Genomic DNA, 17,134 nt, shown 5'->3' on the forward strand with positions numbered 1-17,134 from the left:
GTGTTATACCTCATTACAGGGCGCGGCTTCCCAGCGATAGCCGATGCCGTATACCGTGCGGATGAATGAGGTCTCTTCGTCCAGCTGTTCCAGCTTACGACGCAGGTTTTTGATGTGGCTATCGATGGTGCGGTCGGTCACAACGCGATAGTCATCGTAGAGCTTATCCAGCAGCGCCTCGCGAGAAAACACTTTGCCTGGCTCGGTGGAAAGCGTCTTGAGCAGACGAAACTCTGCTGGCGTGAGATCGAGGTTCTGCCCCAGATAGCTGGCCTGAAAGCCGCCTTTATCAATCACTAGCGCGGTTTCGGTTTTCTCGATGGCTTTCACGCCGTCGTTCTGCCAGCCGCAGCGGCGCAGTAGCGTTCTGACGCGCACCACCACTTCGCGCGGGCTAAAGGGTTTACAAATGTAGTCATCAGCGCCAATTTCCAGCCCCAGCAGGCGATCGATCTCTTCGCTACGGGCGGTGACCATGATAATCGGCACGTTGGAAAACTGGCGGATCGTGCGGCAGAGCGTCAGGCCGTCACAGCCCGGCAGCATTAAGTCCAGCAAAATGAGTGAAGGGGAATGCTGCCGCACCCAGTCGACGACATCGTTGCCGTTGGGCAGCCAGTGCGTGGCATAGTCCGCTGCCTGAAGATAATCCACCAGCAGTTGCCCCAATTTGGGTTCATCTTCGACGATCAGAATGGGTGACGCCATAGCGAAATCGGGTGCGGTTGTCATAGCTCTGCTTATTTTCGGTTTCAGGAATAGCAATCAGTCAGGATTATGCAAGGGTAGCTCAATGGTAATCATCACGCCCCCTAATGGCGAATGTTCAGCATACAGCCGTCCGCTATGCGCCTCAACGATATTATTGCAGATAGCCAGCCCCAGCCCGGAGCCTCCGCTGGCGCGGTTGCGCGAACTTTCCGCCCGGTAAAAACGTTCAAAAATCAGCATGAGCTGCTCGTCGGTCACGCCGGGGGCGCTGTCCTGCCAGATAATAGCCCAGCGTTTATGTTGCTGAACTAGCTTAATAGCCAACTGCCCCTGTTCATCGGTGTAGCGCAGGCTATTTTCCAGTAGGTTGTTAAATAGCTGGCTTAAGCGATCCGGGTCGCCAAACACATCAGCCTGAGTCGGTAATTCGGTGGTGAGCGTAATCTGCTTTTTCTGGAAACGTTCATGAAACGCGGCGATAGCAATCTGCAGAATTTGCACGATGTCCACAGACGTTTTGCGGTAGGCCAGTGCGCCGCGATCGGACAGGGTGAGCTGATGCAGATCGTCCACCAGTTTGGTGAGCGTTGTCACCTCAGACTGGAGCGAATGCAGAGAATGCGCATCGGGCTTACGTACGCCGTCCTGCAAAGCTTCCAGTTCGCCACGCAGCACTGCCAGCGGCGTGCGCAATTCGTGAGAGACGTCGGCCATAAACGCGCGGCGAGACTGCTCGTTTTTTTCCAGCGTGCGGGCAAGCTGGTTGAAATCCTGCGCCAGCCTGCCGAGTTCATCGTGCGAACTGGCCGTCACTCGGGTGCTGAAATCACCTGACGCCAAGCTGTGCATGCCGCTGACCAGCCGTTTGACGGGCGCGAGCAGGCCACGGGCGGTCAGCCAGGTGGCGATGATAGCAAGCAGCGTCGAGAGTGCGACAATCAGCCAACTGGTGCGCTGCTGTTGTTGATCGAAGCTGATGTCGGCGTTGCGGGTCAGGCGCTCAACGGGTGAGGCCACAATCCAGCCGACCGTCTGGTTTTGTACCTGAATGGGCTGCGAGGTACCTTCTTTCGGTATCGGTGCCGGGGAACCAAACAGCTTGCGTTTGTTTGCATCCAGCACCCAAAGACGCACTCGCCATCCCTGCATGCTGTTGTCAGTGTCGCTGTTTTGATCCATCGAGTGCAGCATTTTGAACACCAGACGTTCATTGTTGCGTAGGAATGACCAGTCGCCGTGCAACTGATATTGCTCTGCGAGTGCGTCGCGTAGCTGCGTGACCCGCTGTTCGTTGCCGCGCTTAATGTAATCGATAAAGCCGCGCTCGAAGCTGACGCGCACGCCCCAGTGCATGGTAATCAGCACCAGCATACAGGTGGCGAAAATCGCGAGGAACAGTTTGGCGGTGATTCCGAATTTCATAACGACCTCACGATTTACGCGGCAGCGTTGACTGCTTGATGGTGTCTGCCGGGACACGGTTAAAAATCAATGCGGGCAGGGCGATGATGACGATCATGCTGAGGTAGGTGTAAATAAACACCATGTGGGTTTCTCCACTTCCTGCCGCCATGTGCGGTTGAGAAAACATGCCCAGCAGAATACCTGCGATGCTGACGCCGAGGCTGGTGGACAACTGCATGGTCATCGACATCAGGCTATTGCCGCCGCTGGCGAGCGTATCCGGAAGATCCTTCAGCGTTAGCGTGTTCATGGTGGAAAAACGAATGGCGTTCACCATGCCGAGGAAGAACAGCACTATCGGGATCATCCAGATCCATTGCATAAGTGCGACCAGCGCAAACAGCGCGGTGACCAGCGCCAGCAACAGCGTCGAGACAATCAGCACGCAGCGGTAGCCTAAGCGATTGACGATCTGCACGACGATTCGCTTCATTCCCATATTGCCTAGCACCATTGGCACCATCATCAGCCCGGCATGGAACGGCGAAAAGCCCATTCCCAGCTGTAAAAACAGCGGCGTCATAAACGGTAACATACCGCTGCCGATGCGCGCCAATAGCCCGCCTGTCAGGCCGATAGAGAAGGTATGGGTGTCGAACAAACGCAGATTAAACAGAGCTCGTTCGTTACGACGTGCGTGCAGCCAATAGCTCAGCAGTGCGATCAGCCCAACGGTGATTAATGCAAAAATGGCAATCGGCGGAATGCCGAGGCTGCGGTTACCGTCCAGCGCCAGCGTCAGCGTCGCCATACCGACGGCGAGCCAGAGGAAGCCGCTGATGTCAAAGCGTTGCGTCCGCATGGTGTAATTGGGCATCAGGAACCAGGTGGCTAGCGCGCCGATAATGCCAACGGGCAGGTTGATGAGGAAGATCCAGTGCCAACTGGCGTATTCCACCAGAAAGCCGCCGAGTGCGGGCCCCATTAACGGACCGATTTGGCCGGGCAGCGTCACGAAGGTCATCGCTGCCATATACTGATCGCGCGGGACGATTTTCATCACCGTCAGTCGCCCTACCGGCACCATCATCGCTCCGCCGATCCCCTGAATAACGCGCGAGGCCAGCAGCTCATTCAGCGTTTCCGAACGAGCGCACAGCAGCGATCCGAGCGTAAACAGCAGAATCGCGGCGAAAAAGATGTTCTTCACGCCGATACGATCCGCCAGCCAGCCGCTGGCGGGCAGCATCACCGCCACGGTCAGCACATAGGAAACGATCACCGAATGCATATGCAGCGGGCTTTCATTCAGACTCGCGGCCATTGACGGCAGCGCGGTATTCACGATGGTGGTATCCAGCGTCTGCATAAAAAAGCCAAAGGCAACAATCCAGAGCTGCCAGCGGACGGAGGCGGAATTCATTGTTGTTGCCCCTGGCGTAAAAAATTGTACTGAGGCGTAAGCTGGCTCACGGGTGAGTGGCATGGACGCCACGAAAGACAGTGCCGCGCCGGGAGCGCGTCACTGGCGGCCCGTAAAGAGACTGCTTTCGGCGAAGGCACCGCGTAGCGGTACAATTTAGCGCCACAAGCCAGGGTTCCAAGGGCGACGGCAATTGAGCCGCCCTTGGTCGGGCGCGTTCGGGGCGCTACTAGAAAAATGGTGAAGCTTGAGCGCACGAAATCTCCCCTGGAATAGCATGTTATTAGATCTTTACCGTTACTCATGTTCAGCCAGATAGTGACAAATCCTGCTGCTTATCCGAGAGATCATCTCCTCCTCAGCATCATTTACGCCAAGGTGGAGGTACGTTGAGAGTTAAGCGTTCCTATTCTCTGGTTTCGGCGCGTTGAGCCGCCCTTGGTCGGGCGCGTTCGGAACGCTACTAGAAAAACAGAGAACGTTAAGCGCACGAAACTTCCCCTAAAGTAGCATTTTACCAGTGCTCATGTTCAGCTATGACAGTGACACATCCCTCTCCGGCGCTTTGCGCCGAATATTCCTCAGTTTATCGAAAAACAGATACACCACCGGGGTCGTGTACAGCGTAAGGATTTGGCTCATCACCAGCCCGCCGACGATCGTGATGCCGAGTGGCTGTCGCAGTTCTGCACCGTCGCCGCTGGTCAGTACCAGCGGCAGTGCGCCAAACAGCGCGGCTAAGGTGGTCATCATAATCGGGCGGAAACGCAGCAGGCAGGCCTGGAAAATCGCGTCCTGCGCGCTCAGTTTGCCGCTGCGCTGGGCCACCAGCGCGAAATCCACCATCATGATCGCGTTCTTCTTCACGATCCCAATCAGCAGCATGATACCAATCAGCGCCACCAGACTAAACGGCGCGCCGAACCATTCCAGTGCTAACAGCGCTCCCACGCCAGCCGAGGGCAGGGTGGACAGAATCGTCAGAGGATGCACGTAGCTCTCATACAACACGCCCAGCACGATATACACGGTGATAATCGCCGCCAGAATCAGCAACAGCTGGGAAGACTGCGACTGCTGGAACGCCTGTGCCGTACCGGAGAACTGACCACGTACCGCTGACGGCACGCCCAGCGACGTCATGGTTCTTTCTATTGCCGCCGTCGCGCTGGACAGATCGGTGCCTTCCGGCAGGTTGAAAGAGATGGTTGAGGCAGCAGACAACCCCTGATGGTTCACCGACAGCGGTGCGTTGATTGGCTTCCAACTGGCGAAATAAGAGAGCGGGATGGGTTTACCTTCGCTGTTGATCACGAACATCTTGTTCAGTGAACTGACGTCCTGCGTGTAGGCGTCATCCACTTCCATCACCACTTTATATTGGTTTAACGGCTGGTAAATGGTTGAAATCTGACGCTGTCCGAAGGCGTTATTGAGCAGTGCATTGACGGCAGAGACGCTGATGCCGAGCTGCGCCATCGCATCACGATCGTAGGTTAGCGCCATTTCTGCGCCTTTATCCTGCTGATCGGAGTTCACATCGGCCAGTTCAGGCAGTTTGCTGAAAGCCGCACGAATCTTGGGTTCCCAGGTACGCAGTTCGCTCAAATCGTCAGACAGCAGCGTGTACTGATACCCGGCGTTCGCTTCCCGTCCGCCGATGCGAATATCCTGTACTGGCATTAAAAACAGGTTAGCGCCGGGTTCTTTGGCCAGTTTGATGCGCAGACGGCTGATGACCTGCTGTGCCGACACATCGCGCTCGGACAGCGGCTTAAGCGAAATAAACATCGAACCGCTGTTGGTGCGCGATCCGCCGGTAAATCCGTTAACGTTATCCACCGCTGGGTCGCTGCTGACAATGGTCATGAAGTTCTGGAGTTTCACCGTCATGGCCTGAAAAGAAATACTCTGGTCAGCCTGAATAAAGCCCATCAGCCGGCCCGTATCCTGTTCGGGAAAGAAGGTTTTCGGAATGCTGATATATAGCCAGACGTTGAGCGCGATGGTGCCCAGCAGGAGCAGCAACACCCAGCGTGCATGGTTGAGCACCCATTTCAGCGATCGCCCGTAGCCTTGCTGCATCGCCAGCAGGACGCGATTAAAACCTTGCTTGCGCGGCTGGCTGCGTTTGGGGACAGCACGCAGCAGTCGTGCGCACAGCATCGGCGTAAGCGTGAGTGAGATCAGCAGCGAAATCATGATCGCTACCGACAGCGTGACGGCGAACTCGCGGAATAGTCGCCCCGGCAAACCGTCCATCAACAGGAGCGGGATGAACACCGCAACCAGCGACAGACTCATGGATAAGACGGTGAACCCCACTTCGCGCACGCCCTGGAGTGACGCCTGGAGCGGCTTCATACCCGCTTCGATATGGCGGGAAATATTCTCCAGCACCACGATAGCGTCATCCACCACGAAACCGGTGGCAATGGTCAGCGCCATCAGCGACAGGTTGTTCAGGCTAAAGCCGCACAGGTACATTGCCGCGAAGGTGCCGATCAGCGATACCGGCACAGCCAGCGCCGGAATGGCGGTGGCACGGCCGGAACGCAGAAACAGGAAGACGACCAGAATAACCAGCGCGACGGCGATAACCAGCGATTGTTCCACTTCCGCCAGCGATGCACGGATGGTGGGGGAACGATCCTGTGCGACATCCAGCTGTATTTCAGCAGGCAGGCTGGCACGCAGCTCTGGCATGGCGGCGCGGATATTGTCTACCGTGGTAATAATGTTGGCATCCGGCGCGCGACGAATCATCACCAGAATCGCGGGCTTTGCATTCGCCATCCCCGCGTTACGTGAGTTCTGCACTGAATCTTCCACCGTGGCGACATCGCTCAGGCGGACGGCAGCGCCGTTGTTGTAATGGATAATCAGCGGCGCGTAGGCATCGGCGGTTTTTAGCTCATCGTTGGTTTTTATTTGCCAGCTTTTCTGGCTGTTTTCCACATTCCCCAGCGGCTGGCGGACGTTTGCCTGCGCGATAGCCTGCCGTACCTCGTCGAGGGAAATACCCTGATTAAACAGCGCTACCGGATTCAGCGCGACGCGCACGGCGGGGAGGGAACTCCCGCCGATGGAGACATCGCCGACGCCTTCCATCTGCGAAATTTTCTGTGACAGTTGGGTCGAGGCAAAGTCGTACAGCTGCCCCTGACTGTAGGTGTCAGAGGTCAGCGTCAGGATCATGACGGGCGCGTCGGACGGATTGACTTTGCGGTAGGTCGGTCGGCTGGACATACCGGACGGCAGCAGGTTCTGTGCTGCGTTGATGGCCGCCTGCACATCGCGCGCTGCGCCGTTGATATCGCGATCGAGGTTAAACACCAGAATGACGCGCGTGCTGCCGAGCGAGCTAGTTGAGGTCATTTCGCTGACGCCTGCGATCCTGCCGAGTGCCCGTTCCAGCGGCGTCGCGACGGCGGAGGCCATCGTTTCCGGCGAGGCACCGGGCAGCGAAGCGCTGACCGAAATCACCGGGAAATCCACCTGCGGCAGCGGCGACACCGGCAACAGGCGGAAACCCAGTACGCCACAGAGCGCGATGGCCAGCGTCAGCAGCAGGGTGGCGACGGGGCGGTGGATGAACAGGGCGAAGAACTTCACTCGGTTTCTTCCTCCTGACGCGGCGCACGGCGGAAACGCGTCGCCAGACGGTCAAACAGCAGGTAAATCACCGGTGTGGTAAACAGCGTCAGAATCTGGCTCATGATCAGGCCGCCGACCATACAGATCCCCAGCGGCTGGCGCAGTTCCGCGCCGACGCCAGTACTCAGCATGAGCGGTAGCGCACTTAGCAACGCCGCCATGGTCGTCATCAGAATCGGCCGGAAGCGCAGCAGGCAGGCCTGATAAATCGCGTCATACGGTTTCATGCCCTGTTCTCGCTCCGCCGCCAGCGCGAAGTCGATCATCATGATGGCGTTCTTCTTCACGATCCCTATGAGCAAAATAATTCCGATAATAGCGATCACATCCAGCTCATTCCCCGCCATCATCAGCGCCAGCAGCGCACCGACGCCCGCTGTTGGCAGCGTGGACAAGATGGTGATCGGGTGAATAAAGCTTTCGTACAGCACGCCGAGCACAATGTACATTGCGACAATCGCCGCCACGATAAGCCATACGGTGCTGCTCAGCGCCGATTGGAACGCCAGCGTACTGCCCTGAAAACGAGTGGTAATATCCGCAGGCAGGTTCATCTGCTGTTCGGCCTGCGTGATGGCATCCACCGCTTCACCCAGCGCATAACCGTTGGCGACGTTGAAGGAGATCGTCGTCGATGGGAACTGGTCGATATGGTTGATCGCCAGCGGCCCTTGGCGCTCTTCAATGGTGGCAATACTGCTGAGCGGAATGGTGCCACCGTCGCTGCTGATGAGACGCACGTCGTTCAACGCGTCCAGACCGGTGTTGTTCGTCGTATCGTGCTCAAGCACGACGCGGTACTGGCTAGCCTGTGTATAGATGGTGGAAACCAGACGCTGACCGAAGGCGTTGTACAACGCGCTGTCGACCTGCGACATCGTGATGCCCAGACGGCTGGCGCTGTCACGATTCACATTGACGTAGGCGACGGCGGCGCCATCTTGCCAGTCGCTGCTGACATCCTCTAACTGCGGCAGTTTTTTCAGTTCGGTCATCAGTTTCGGCACCCAGGCGCTGAGTTCATCGAGAGACATCGCCTGTAGCGTAAACTGGTACTGCGTGCGGCTAATCTGAGTATCGATAGTGAGATCCTGCACCGGTTGCAGATACAGCTGGATGCCGGGAATCTGTGCGGTCTGCTGTTGCAGGCGGCTGATGATCTCTGGAATGCGTTCGCTGCGTTCACTGAGCGGTTTCAGGTTGATTTGCAGCCTGCCGCTATTCAATGCGGCATTGGTGCCGTCAACGCCGATGAACGAGGACACGCTTTCCACCGCAGGATCTTTCATGATGATGGACGCAACGCGCTGCTGGCGGTCGGCCATATTGCTGAACGAGACGGTTTGCGGCGCCTGCACGGTGCCCTGAATAATGCCGTTATCCTGTATCGGGAAGAAGCCTTTCGGGATCCAGATATAGAGCAGAATCGTCAGCAGCAGCGTACCGAGCGCGACGCTGAGCGTCAGCCACGGATGATTCAATACCTTGCGTAGCCAGACGCCGTAGGCATCAATCAGGCGAGTGAAGAAACGTTCGCTGGCACGGGTAAAACGATTCTGTTTCCGCAGAGACTGATGACTCAGCATGCGGGCGCACATCATTGGTGTTAGCGTGAGCGACACGACGGCGGAAATCAGGATAGATACCGCCAGCGTGACGGCAAATTCGCGGAATAGCCGTCCGACGATATCACCCATAAACAGCAGCGGGATCAGCACGGCGATGAGTGAGAACGTCAGAGAAATAATGGTGAAGCCGATTTCTCCCGCACCCTTCAGCGCGGCGTTAAGCGGTTTTTCCCCTTTTTCGATATAGCGGGCAATGTTTTCAATCACCACTATAGCGTCATCCACCACGAAACCGGTGGCGATGGTGAGCGCCATCAGCGTCAGGTTATTGATGGAAAAACCGAGGAAATACATGGCGGCAAAGGTGCCAACTAGCGATAGCGGTACGGCGATGCTGGGGATCAGCGTAGCGACGGCGTTACGCAAGAACAGGTAAATCACCATTACGACCAGCGCGATAGCCAGCAGCAGCTCGAACTGGACGTCTTTCACCGAGGCGCGAATGCTGGTGGTGCGGTCAGTCAGCGTGGTGACCTCGACAGCGTTCGGCAGGCTGGCTTTTAACGCAGGTAGCATCTTGTTAATGCTGTCCGCGGTTGTGATGACGTTGGCACCCGGCTGGCGCTGAACGTTGATAATGATCGCCTGCTGCCTATTCGCCCAGGCACCAAGATGAATATTCTCGGCGGCCTGCTCGATAGTGGCGACATCCTGAAGCCGCACCGGTGCGCCATTCTTCCACGCGACAATCAGTTTTCGGTAATCATCAACGGTCTTCATCTGGTCGTTGGCGGAGAGCGTGACCGAACGCGTCGGACCATCCAGACTCCCCTTGGCGGAATTCACGTTGGCGGCGGTAATCGCAGTGCGAATCGTTTCACTGGTCAAGCCGTATGCCGCCAGCGCTGGCGCGTTCAGCCTTACCCGCACGGCAGGACGTTGCCCACCGGCTAACGACACCAGACCGACGCCCGCTACCTGCGAGATTTTCTGCGCGATGCGGTTATCCACCATGTCCTGCACCTGCGTCATCGACATGGCGCTGGAGGTGACGGCCAGCGTCATAATTGGCGGATCGGCCGGGTTTACTTTGCTGTAGGTCGGGGGATAGGGCAGATCGTTCGGTAGCAGGTTGCTGGCCGCATTGATGGCGGCCTGCACATCCTGTTCGGCGACGTCCAGCGACAGTTCAAGCTGGAACTGAAGTGTGATGACGGAAGCGCCGCCAGCACTCTGCGTCGACATCTGTTTTAGCCCGGACATCTGACCGAACTGCCGCTCCAGCGGCGCGGTAATCGCCGACGTCACCACGTCGGGGCTGGCACCGGGATACAGGGTAATGACCTGAATCGTTGGGTAATCAACCTCGGGCAGTGCGGAAACCGGCAGCGCCCGATAGCCGATGATACCGGCCAGTAGAATGGCGATCATCAGCAGCGTTGTTGCGACGGGGCGCAGAATAAACAGGCGTGACGGCCCGCCGCCGCTGGCTGGAACGGTATCCTGCATCAGGATTTCTCCCCGGCGATGGCAGGCGTTTTCTCCGTCAGCGCTGAGGGCACGACTTCCACTTTCGCCCCTTCGGTCAGACGGTCGATACCGTCAGTGACCACCTTCACATCGGCGTCCAGTCCGGCGGTTACCACAACCAACTGGCCGTACTGAATACTGGTGGTGACCTGACGCTTACTGACTTCGTTTTTATCATTCAGAATCCACACGAAGCGGCCTTCATTCCCCATTTGCACGGCGGCGGAAGGAGCGACAACGGCGTTTTTCAGCGTATCGACCTTCATGCGGATATTGACGAACTGGTTCGGGAAGAGGGCATCGTCCAGATTGTCAAAACGCGCCTTGAGCTTGATCGTGCCCGTGGTGGCGTCAATCTGGTTGTCCATGCTCAACAGGGTGCCCTGTGAGAGTTTCTTTTGATTGGCGCGATCCCAGGCTTCCACCATGGGGGGCTGGCCGGATTTTTGTGCGTTCAGGATCGTGGAGATTTCTGCTTCCGGTACGGTAAAGACGACATCAATAGGGTAGGTTTGCGTAATCACGACAATACCATTGGTATCGCCGCTGGTGATGTAATTGCCGACATCGACCTGTTTTAAACCGATCCGGCCGCTGATCGGCGCGGTGATCTTGCTGTAATCCAACTGGAGCTGTGCACTGGCTACGGCGCCTTCATCGGCTTTTAGCGTCCCTTCCGCCTGACGAACGGCGGCGGTCTGGGCATCCAGCTCCTGGCGGGAGATCAGGTTGGTTTTCACCAGTTGCTGATAGCGCGCTAAATCCTGTTGGGCATTAGCCAGTACGGCCCGATCTTTTGCCAACTGCCCCTGTGCCTGCGTTAACTCAACCTGAAAAGGCCGTGGGTCGATTTCCGCCAGCAGGTCGCCAGCCTTAACCTGTTGTCCTTCCTGAAAGTGCAATGCCATCAGTTGCCCGTTTACCCGGCTGCGCAGCGTGACGGTATTGGCCGAGGTCACGGTGCCTAAACCGGACAGATAGTAGGGTACGGATGCGGATTGCGTGACTGCCGCCTGAACGGGAGCCAGCGTGCGCATGGCCGCTCGGCGTCCACCGCCATTGCCACTGCTGTTGCTTCCCGAATGTGACGTACGGGCGGCGTGCTGTTCACCCGTGCCGGGGGCAGCAGGCGATGTCTGAGTAAAGTGGCGCCAGATCAGCACGGCAATAGCGATAACGGCGGCAAATATCAGCAGGCCTCGGATACGTTTGGCATTCATAGTGATGGATTACTCTCTCCAGGTTGCGCGGGAAGCACGGTGTACCCGTCATACTTCAAGCTGCACGTGCGTGCGTTGTCACTCTAGCAAGCAGGTATGGGACTAATGGCCTTATTTTACTAGTTTAAACAGGAGATGCCGGATAAAAATGAAGGAAATATGGAAGATATGTCAGGGTTTGTAGGGAAAAAAAATCCGGCAGCGCGAGGCTGCCGGATAAAGATAAGCGAGGAATAACGCAGTGAAGGATTACAGCACCAGACCCGCGATAGCGGCGGAAAGGATGCTCACCAGCGTGGAACCGTAAACCAGTTTCAGACCGAAACGGGAAACCACGTTGCCCTGTTGCTCGTTCAGGCCTTTAATCGCACCGGCAATAATCCCGATGGATGAGAAGTTGGCGAAGGACACCAGGAACACGGACAGAATGCCCACGCTGCGTGGAGACAGTTCGCCTGCCACTTTTTGCAGTTCCAGCATCGCGACAAACTCGTTAGAAACCAGTTTGGTCGCCATGATGCTACCCACCTGCAGAGCTTCGTTAGATGGGATACCCATGATCCAGGCGAACGGGTAGAACGCGTAGCCGAGGACTTCCTGGAAGCTGATGCCAAAAATGGCGCTGAAAATCGCGTTGACCGCGGCAATCAGTGCAATGAAGCCGATCAACATGGCTGCAACGATAACGGCGACTTTAAAGCCCGCCAGAATGTATTCGCCCAGCATTTCAAAGAAGCTCTGATTTTCATGCAGATTACCCAACTGCAATTCCGGCTCTTCACCGACTTTGTAGGGGTTAATCAGCGACAGTACGATGAAGGTACTGAACATGTTCAGAATCAGCGCAGCAACGACGAATTTGGCATCCAGCATCGACATGTATGCACCGACGATAGACATCGATACGGTCGACATGGCGGTCGCGGACATGGTGTACATGCGTTTTTCAGACATCTTGCCCAGAATATCTTTGTAGGCAATGAAGTTTTCGGACTGGCCGAGAATCAGTGAACTGACCGCGTTAAAGGATTCCAGTTTGCCCATGCCGTTCACTTTGGACAGGAGCGTACCAATCGCGCGGATAATGATCGGCAGCACTCTAATGTGTTGCAGGATACCGATCAGCGCGGAAATGAAGACGATAGGGCAGAGCACTTTGAAGAAGAAGGAAATCAGGTTCTTCTCACTATTCACCATGTCACCGAATACGAAGTCCGTCCCTTGGCCTGCAAATCCGAGTAATTTGTCGAATACCGCCGCGAACCCCTTAACGACACCTAACCCAACGTTTGAGTACAGGAAGAAGTAAGCAAGCAGGATTTCGATGACGAGTAGCTGAATAATAAAACGAATACGAATGCTTTTACGATCGCGGCAGACAAGCAGCGCCAGCGCCGTAACAACAACCAGCGCCAGAATAAATTGCGCGATATGGGACAAGGACATGTGTGCTCCAAATATGAGGCAGGCCAAATTTTCCACGTCATTTTATGTAACGCGTGCATTAAAAATGAGAGGAGTAACGCAAAAAAACAATTATACCTTGGGATTTTATCTAAACTAAATGCTACGTCTCGTTATTTGCGCCTTTCTGTTCATTCATTATTCTTATCCCACACAGAAAGTGGCGTTGCCCTGCTTTAGGTTGCAGGTTGGCGAGTATTTTTATGATGTTTTCTGCATGATTCAAAAGGAGAGTGATTATGTCAGTATCAGATACCACACGTGAACTTGGACGTTCTGGGATCGTGGTTCCACCTTTCTCGTTTGGCGGTAATGTTTTTGGCTGGACGGTTGACGAATCGACGTCGTTTAGCCTCCTGGATGCGCTGCTGGCGCATCGACTGAATTTCATTGATACCGCTGATGTGTATTCGCGTTGGGCACCCGGCAATCAGGGCGGTGAATCTGAAACGATTATCGGCAACTGGCTGAAGAAAAGCGGCCAGCGTGACAAGGTCATTCTCGCCACTAAAGTGGGGATGGATTTGGGCGATGGTAAGAAAGGGCTGTCTCCTCGCTATATTCGTCAGGCGGTCGAGGCTTCATTACAGCGTTTGCAAACGGACTATATCGATCTCTATCAGGCACACACGGACGACAAAGATACGCCGCTGGAAGACACGCTGGCCGCGTTTGATGCGCTGATTAAAGAGGGGAAAGTCCGCGCGATTGGCGCGTCTAACTACAGTGCGACACGTCTGGCCGAGGCGCTGAAAATCAGTAAAGCCAACCATCTGGCGCGTTATGAAACGCTGCAACCGGAATACAACTTGTACGATCGGCAGGGCTATGAAGCCGCGCTGGAACCGCTGGTGCGTGAGCAAGGGCTCGGGGTCATTAACTATTATTCGCTGGCGAGCGGGTTCTTGTCAGGCAAGTATCGCCAGCCGAAGGATGCGTCGAAAAGTGCGCGCGGACAGGGCGTGGTGGAGAAATACCTCAACGAGCGCGGCCGCACTATTTTGGAAGCGCTGGATAGCGTGGCGAATGCACATCAGACGACGCCGTCGCAGGTTGCGCTGGCCTGGCTGATTGCCCGCCCGAGTATTACTGCCCCGATTGCCAGTGCGACATCGCTGGAACAGGTAGCGGAACTTGCGAGCGCGACGCGATTATCGTTGCAGGCAGAAGATATTGAGTTGTTGAATCGCGCGAGTCGTTATTAGGACGCGGCTGGCTTCGGTACACTTTTATATTTATGCGTACGTGAAGATGGTTTCGTGCGCCATAATATCGCCATTTTCATGCTACGTCGTAGCACGCGCCCGACATAAGGGGCTACGCCAGCCCCCTATGAACCCCGGCTTTTGGCGGGAATTATGCCGCTACGCGGTCCCATCGGTGTTCATGACCGCTAATCGAGCCACCAGTGACGCGTTCCCGACGCGGCACTGGTTTTCGCGACGTCCTGTCGCTCACTCGGCGGTCAAGCCCACCGCTGCATAATTTTTTACGCCGGATAACGGTATTCGTACATTCACAACATTATTATCGCGCACGAAACTGCTTCAATAGTGGCATAAAAATGCGACTAAGCAGGTCTAAAACCGCTACCGCGCTTCTGCGCCATCATCCTCAAACCAGGCGGCCAGTTCGCGGCGCAGGTTATCTGACTGCGTACCGAAAATAGCCTGTACCTGATGACCGACGATGATCACACCGATAGCCCCCAGTTTTTGCAGGCTGTCGCTGTTGACCAGTCGCAGGCTGTGAACCTCAACCCGCAGGCGGGTGATGCAGGCATCCAGACTGACGATATTTTCTTTGCCGCCAAAGGCGTTCACCAACTGCTGCAAATTCTCTTTATCTAGCGGTGAAGCGATTTCAATCTCGGTAATTTGCTTACCCAACATTGATGCGAACAATTTCCGAAAATTGTGAATCTTGCCCATCGTAGTCACCTCGTCGTTTGTTTATCAGCGTGCATAGGATAATGCCGTTCACCTGACATTACTGTTAGGCGACACACGGTGATGAGGTTTCGTAGGAATACTTATCACCGTGGCCGCCCTGTGCTTAACCGGTAAGCAGGTGTGTTTACTACAGCGTGCGGCGCAAGATCCGGCAGCCGTAGCCTGACAGCGTAATGGATCCTGACAGCGTGCTGCCGGTGGTCATTTCTTCGTAGGCGGCAGGCAGCGTAATGTGCTGCGGCGTCGCCGTGTAGTTCTGTACGAAGATAAACTCGTTTTCCCCGTCATCGCGACGATGAGCGACAATCCCGTAAGGCAGGTCGGTCGGTAGCGCGCGCGGTAGAGCCAGCGCCTGTATCAGCGTGGTGAAGAAATCACGCTGGAAGGCGAGGTCGTTGCGTGAGGCGATGTAATAGGCCTGACCTTTGCCGTAGTCATTAACCGTAACGGCCGGACGTCCGGCATAGAAATCGCTGTCATAGGTCGCCAGCGCTCGCGCGCCCTCAAGGTGAATCAGTTCGCACAGGTGTGTGACCTGATACGGGCCGACCAGACCTTGCTCGTTACCGCTCAGGCCGCTGATGCTGTTGCTTTCATGATCGTACAGCCCGTCGATTTCTTCTGCCCAAACTCCCATGATAGGACGAAGTGGGCCTGGGAAACCGTTCAGATGGCACAGATCGGTTTCGTTGACGACGCCAGACCAGTAAGTGGTGACGAAGCGGCCGCCCTGTTTGACGAAGGCATCGACGCGTTCGGCAAAGCCATCGCGTACCATGTAAAGCATCGGCGCAATCACGAGCTGATAGCCGCTGAGATCGACATCGGCGTTGATGATGTCCACCGTCACGCCCTGTTCCCAGAACGTACGATAATGTTCGGTAACGGTTTTTTCGTAGAACAGCCCGGCGTTGCGCGGCCCTTGAGCGTTATCCATCGCCCAGCGGCTTTCCCAGTCGAAAATGATGGCGACTTTGGCGTCAACCCGGCTACCGGCTACCGGAGCGAGTTTGTTGAGGATATCACCCAGTTCCTGCACTTCACGCCCGACGCGGGTATCAATATGCCCGACATGATCGACGACGGCACCGTGGAATTTCTCGACGGAACCGCGGCTCTTACGCCACTGGAAATATTGCACGGAGTCGGAACCGTGCGCGACGGCCTGAAGCGAAGACAGGATGTGCATACCCGGCTTTTTCAGCTTGCTGATCGGCTGCCAGTTGGTCAGGCTCGGCGTTGACTCCATCAGATAGAAGGGCTTTCCGCCTTTCAGCGTACGCATCAGGTCGTGATACATCGCGGTATAGGCACCCAGCGCGCAGTCATCTTCCGCGTTATGCCACAGCGGATAGCTGTCCCAGGAGATGAAGTCGATCACCTTTGCCAACTGCCAGTAGTCGTAATCATAGAAGTATTCCATGAAGTTCGTCGTGGTTGGCAGTGACGGATTTTCGGCTTTGAGCGGTGCGATTTCTGCGGCACAGAAATCACTGACCTGTGAGGTGTTAAAGCGTTTCCAGTCCAGATTCAGGCCGTGAATCGACACCTCACCGATGGGCGAGGGCGGTTCTAGCTGTGACCAGTCGGTATAGGTGTGGCTCCAGAAGGTGCTCCACCACGCTTTATTCAACGCGTCAATCGTACCGTAGCGGGCTTTCAGCCAGCTTTGGAAGGTGCTGCGACAGGTATCGCAGTGGCACTCGCCGCTGTATTCGTTGGAAATGTGCCAACCGATCACCGCAGGATGATGCGAGTAGCGTTTTGCCAACTGGGTATTCATCTGTTTTACTTTTTCGCGATAATTCGGTGAGCTCAGGCAGTGATTGTGGCGACCACCGTGCAGCGCCCGCACGCGGTTGCTACCCACTCGCAGCACGTCAGGGTATTTCTGCGACAGCCAGGCCGGGCGCGCACCGCTGGGCGTTGCCAGAAAAACGAAGATGCCGTTGGCATACAGCGTGTCGAGGAGGCTGTCCAGCCAGCCAAATTCGTAGCGGCCTTCTTCCGGCTCAAGCCCAGACCAACTGAAAATACCCACGGACATGACGTTGCACTGGGTCTGCTTCATCATTTCAATGTCTTTTTCCAGAACCTCTGGGTTGTCCAGCCATTGGTCAGGATTATAGTCAGCACCGTGCAGCAGAACAGGGACTTTGCTGCTTAGCGGGGGGAATTTGAACATCGTTCTCTCCTAAACGGGTT

The 17,134-nt window shown here is 55.9% G+C and carries 10 protein-coding genes; 1 reads left to right on the top strand and 9 read right to left on the bottom strand.

Features of this window, described 5'->3' with window-relative positions:
- Positions 1-3 precede the first annotated feature (3 nt).
- From baeR to I2D83_RS06785, 7 genes are all read right to left on the bottom strand, one after another.
- Positions 4-732, bottom strand: coding sequence for an envelope stress response regulator BaeR (gene baeR, locus I2D83_RS06755; protein ID WP_015841150.1), 729 nt, complete (start codon positions 730-732; stop codon positions 4-6).
- A 33-nt stretch (positions 733-765) separates the two neighbouring features.
- A complete protein-coding gene (gene baeS / locus I2D83_RS06760; RefSeq protein WP_205947758.1) occupies positions 766-2,133 on the bottom strand; it encodes an envelope stress sensor histidine kinase BaeS in 1,368 nt (455 codons plus the stop codon).
- 7 nt (positions 2,134-2,140) lie between these two features.
- Positions 2,141-3,538: an MFS transporter gene (gene mdtD, locus I2D83_RS06765; RefSeq protein ID WP_181845647.1), complete on the bottom strand. Its 1,398-nt coding sequence runs from the start codon at positions 3,536-3,538 to the stop codon at positions 2,141-2,143.
- A 534-nt stretch (positions 3,539-4,072) separates the two neighbouring features.
- Positions 4,073-7,153 carry a multidrug efflux RND transporter permease subunit MdtC gene (mdtC, locus tag I2D83_RS06770; protein WP_180779766.1) on the bottom strand — a complete coding sequence of 1,027 codons (3,081 nt, stop codon included), beginning with the start codon at positions 7,151-7,153 and terminating at the stop codon, positions 4,073-4,075.
- Positions 7,150-10,272, bottom strand: a complete 3,123-nt coding sequence (locus tag I2D83_RS06775) for an MdtB/MuxB family multidrug efflux RND transporter permease subunit (RefSeq protein WP_015841145.1) — start codon at positions 10,270-10,272, stop codon at positions 7,150-7,152. Before I2D83_RS06775 ends, mdtC begins: the two co-directional genes overlap by 4 nt.
- Positions 10,272-11,513, bottom strand: coding sequence for an MdtA/MuxA family multidrug efflux RND transporter periplasmic adaptor subunit (locus tag I2D83_RS06780; protein WP_205947759.1), 1,242 nt, complete (start codon positions 11,511-11,513; stop codon positions 10,272-10,274). The genes I2D83_RS06775 and I2D83_RS06780 overlap by 1 nt, the downstream gene beginning before the upstream one ends.
- A 249-nt stretch (positions 11,514-11,762) precedes the next feature.
- Complete coding sequence (locus I2D83_RS06785) at positions 11,763-12,953, bottom strand: NupC/NupG family nucleoside CNT transporter (RefSeq protein ID WP_155116516.1); 1,191 nt, start codon at positions 12,951-12,953, stop codon at positions 11,763-11,765.
- A 263-nt stretch (positions 12,954-13,216) separates the two neighbouring features.
- Here I2D83_RS06785 and I2D83_RS06790 point away from each other — a divergent pair, with 263 nt between their 5' ends.
- Positions 13,217-14,182, top strand: a complete 966-nt coding sequence (locus tag I2D83_RS06790; protein ID WP_181848627.1) for an aldo/keto reductase — start codon at positions 13,217-13,219, stop codon at positions 14,180-14,182.
- Between the two features lie 384 nt (positions 14,183-14,566).
- Here the strand turns inward: I2D83_RS06790 and I2D83_RS06795 are convergent, their stop codons facing one another.
- Positions 14,567-14,908, bottom strand: a complete 342-nt coding sequence (locus I2D83_RS06795) for a PTS sugar transporter subunit IIB (RefSeq protein ID WP_180779761.1) — start codon at positions 14,906-14,908, stop codon at positions 14,567-14,569.
- A 148-nt stretch (positions 14,909-15,056) separates the two neighbouring features.
- Positions 15,057-17,114, bottom strand: a complete 2,058-nt coding sequence (locus I2D83_RS06800; RefSeq protein ID WP_205947760.1) for a beta-galactosidase — start codon at positions 17,112-17,114, stop codon at positions 15,057-15,059.
- Between the last annotated feature and the right edge of the window lie 20 nt (positions 17,115-17,134).

This window comes from Pectobacterium aroidearum (genome assembly GCF_015689195.1).
Taxonomy (GTDB): domain Bacteria; phylum Pseudomonadota; class Gammaproteobacteria; order Enterobacterales; family Enterobacteriaceae; genus Pectobacterium; species Pectobacterium aroidearum.

What these genes read in the sequence shown, in the direction of transcription:
- I2D83_RS06775 (WP_015841145.1), bottom strand. Translation starts at nt 10,272, where the DNA reads ATGCAGGATACCGTTCCAGCCAGCGGCGGCGGGCCGTCACGCCTGTTT.
- I2D83_RS06780 (WP_205947759.1), bottom strand. Translation starts at nt 11,513, where the DNA reads ATGAATGCCAAACGTATCCGAGGCCTGCTGATATTTGCCGCCGTTATC.
- baeS (WP_205947758.1), bottom strand. Translation starts at nt 2,133, where the DNA reads ATGAAATTCGGAATCACCGCCAAACTGTTCCTCGCGATTTTCGCCACC.
- baeR (WP_015841150.1), bottom strand. Translation starts at nt 732, where the DNA reads ATGACAACCGCACCCGATTTCGCTATGGCGTCACCCATTCTGATCGTC.
- I2D83_RS06800 (WP_205947760.1), bottom strand. Translation starts at nt 17,114, where the DNA reads ATGTTCAAATTCCCCCCGCTAAGCAGCAAAGTCCCTGTTCTGCTGCAC.
- I2D83_RS06790 (WP_181848627.1), top strand. Translation starts at nt 13,217, where the DNA reads ATGTCAGTATCAGATACCACACGTGAACTTGGACGTTCTGGGATCGTG.
- mdtD (WP_181845647.1), bottom strand. Translation starts at nt 3,538, where the DNA reads ATGAATTCCGCCTCCGTCCGCTGGCAGCTCTGGATTGTTGCCTTTGGC.
- I2D83_RS06795 (WP_180779761.1), bottom strand. Translation starts at nt 14,908, where the DNA reads ATGGGCAAGATTCACAATTTTCGGAAATTGTTCGCATCAATGTTGGGT.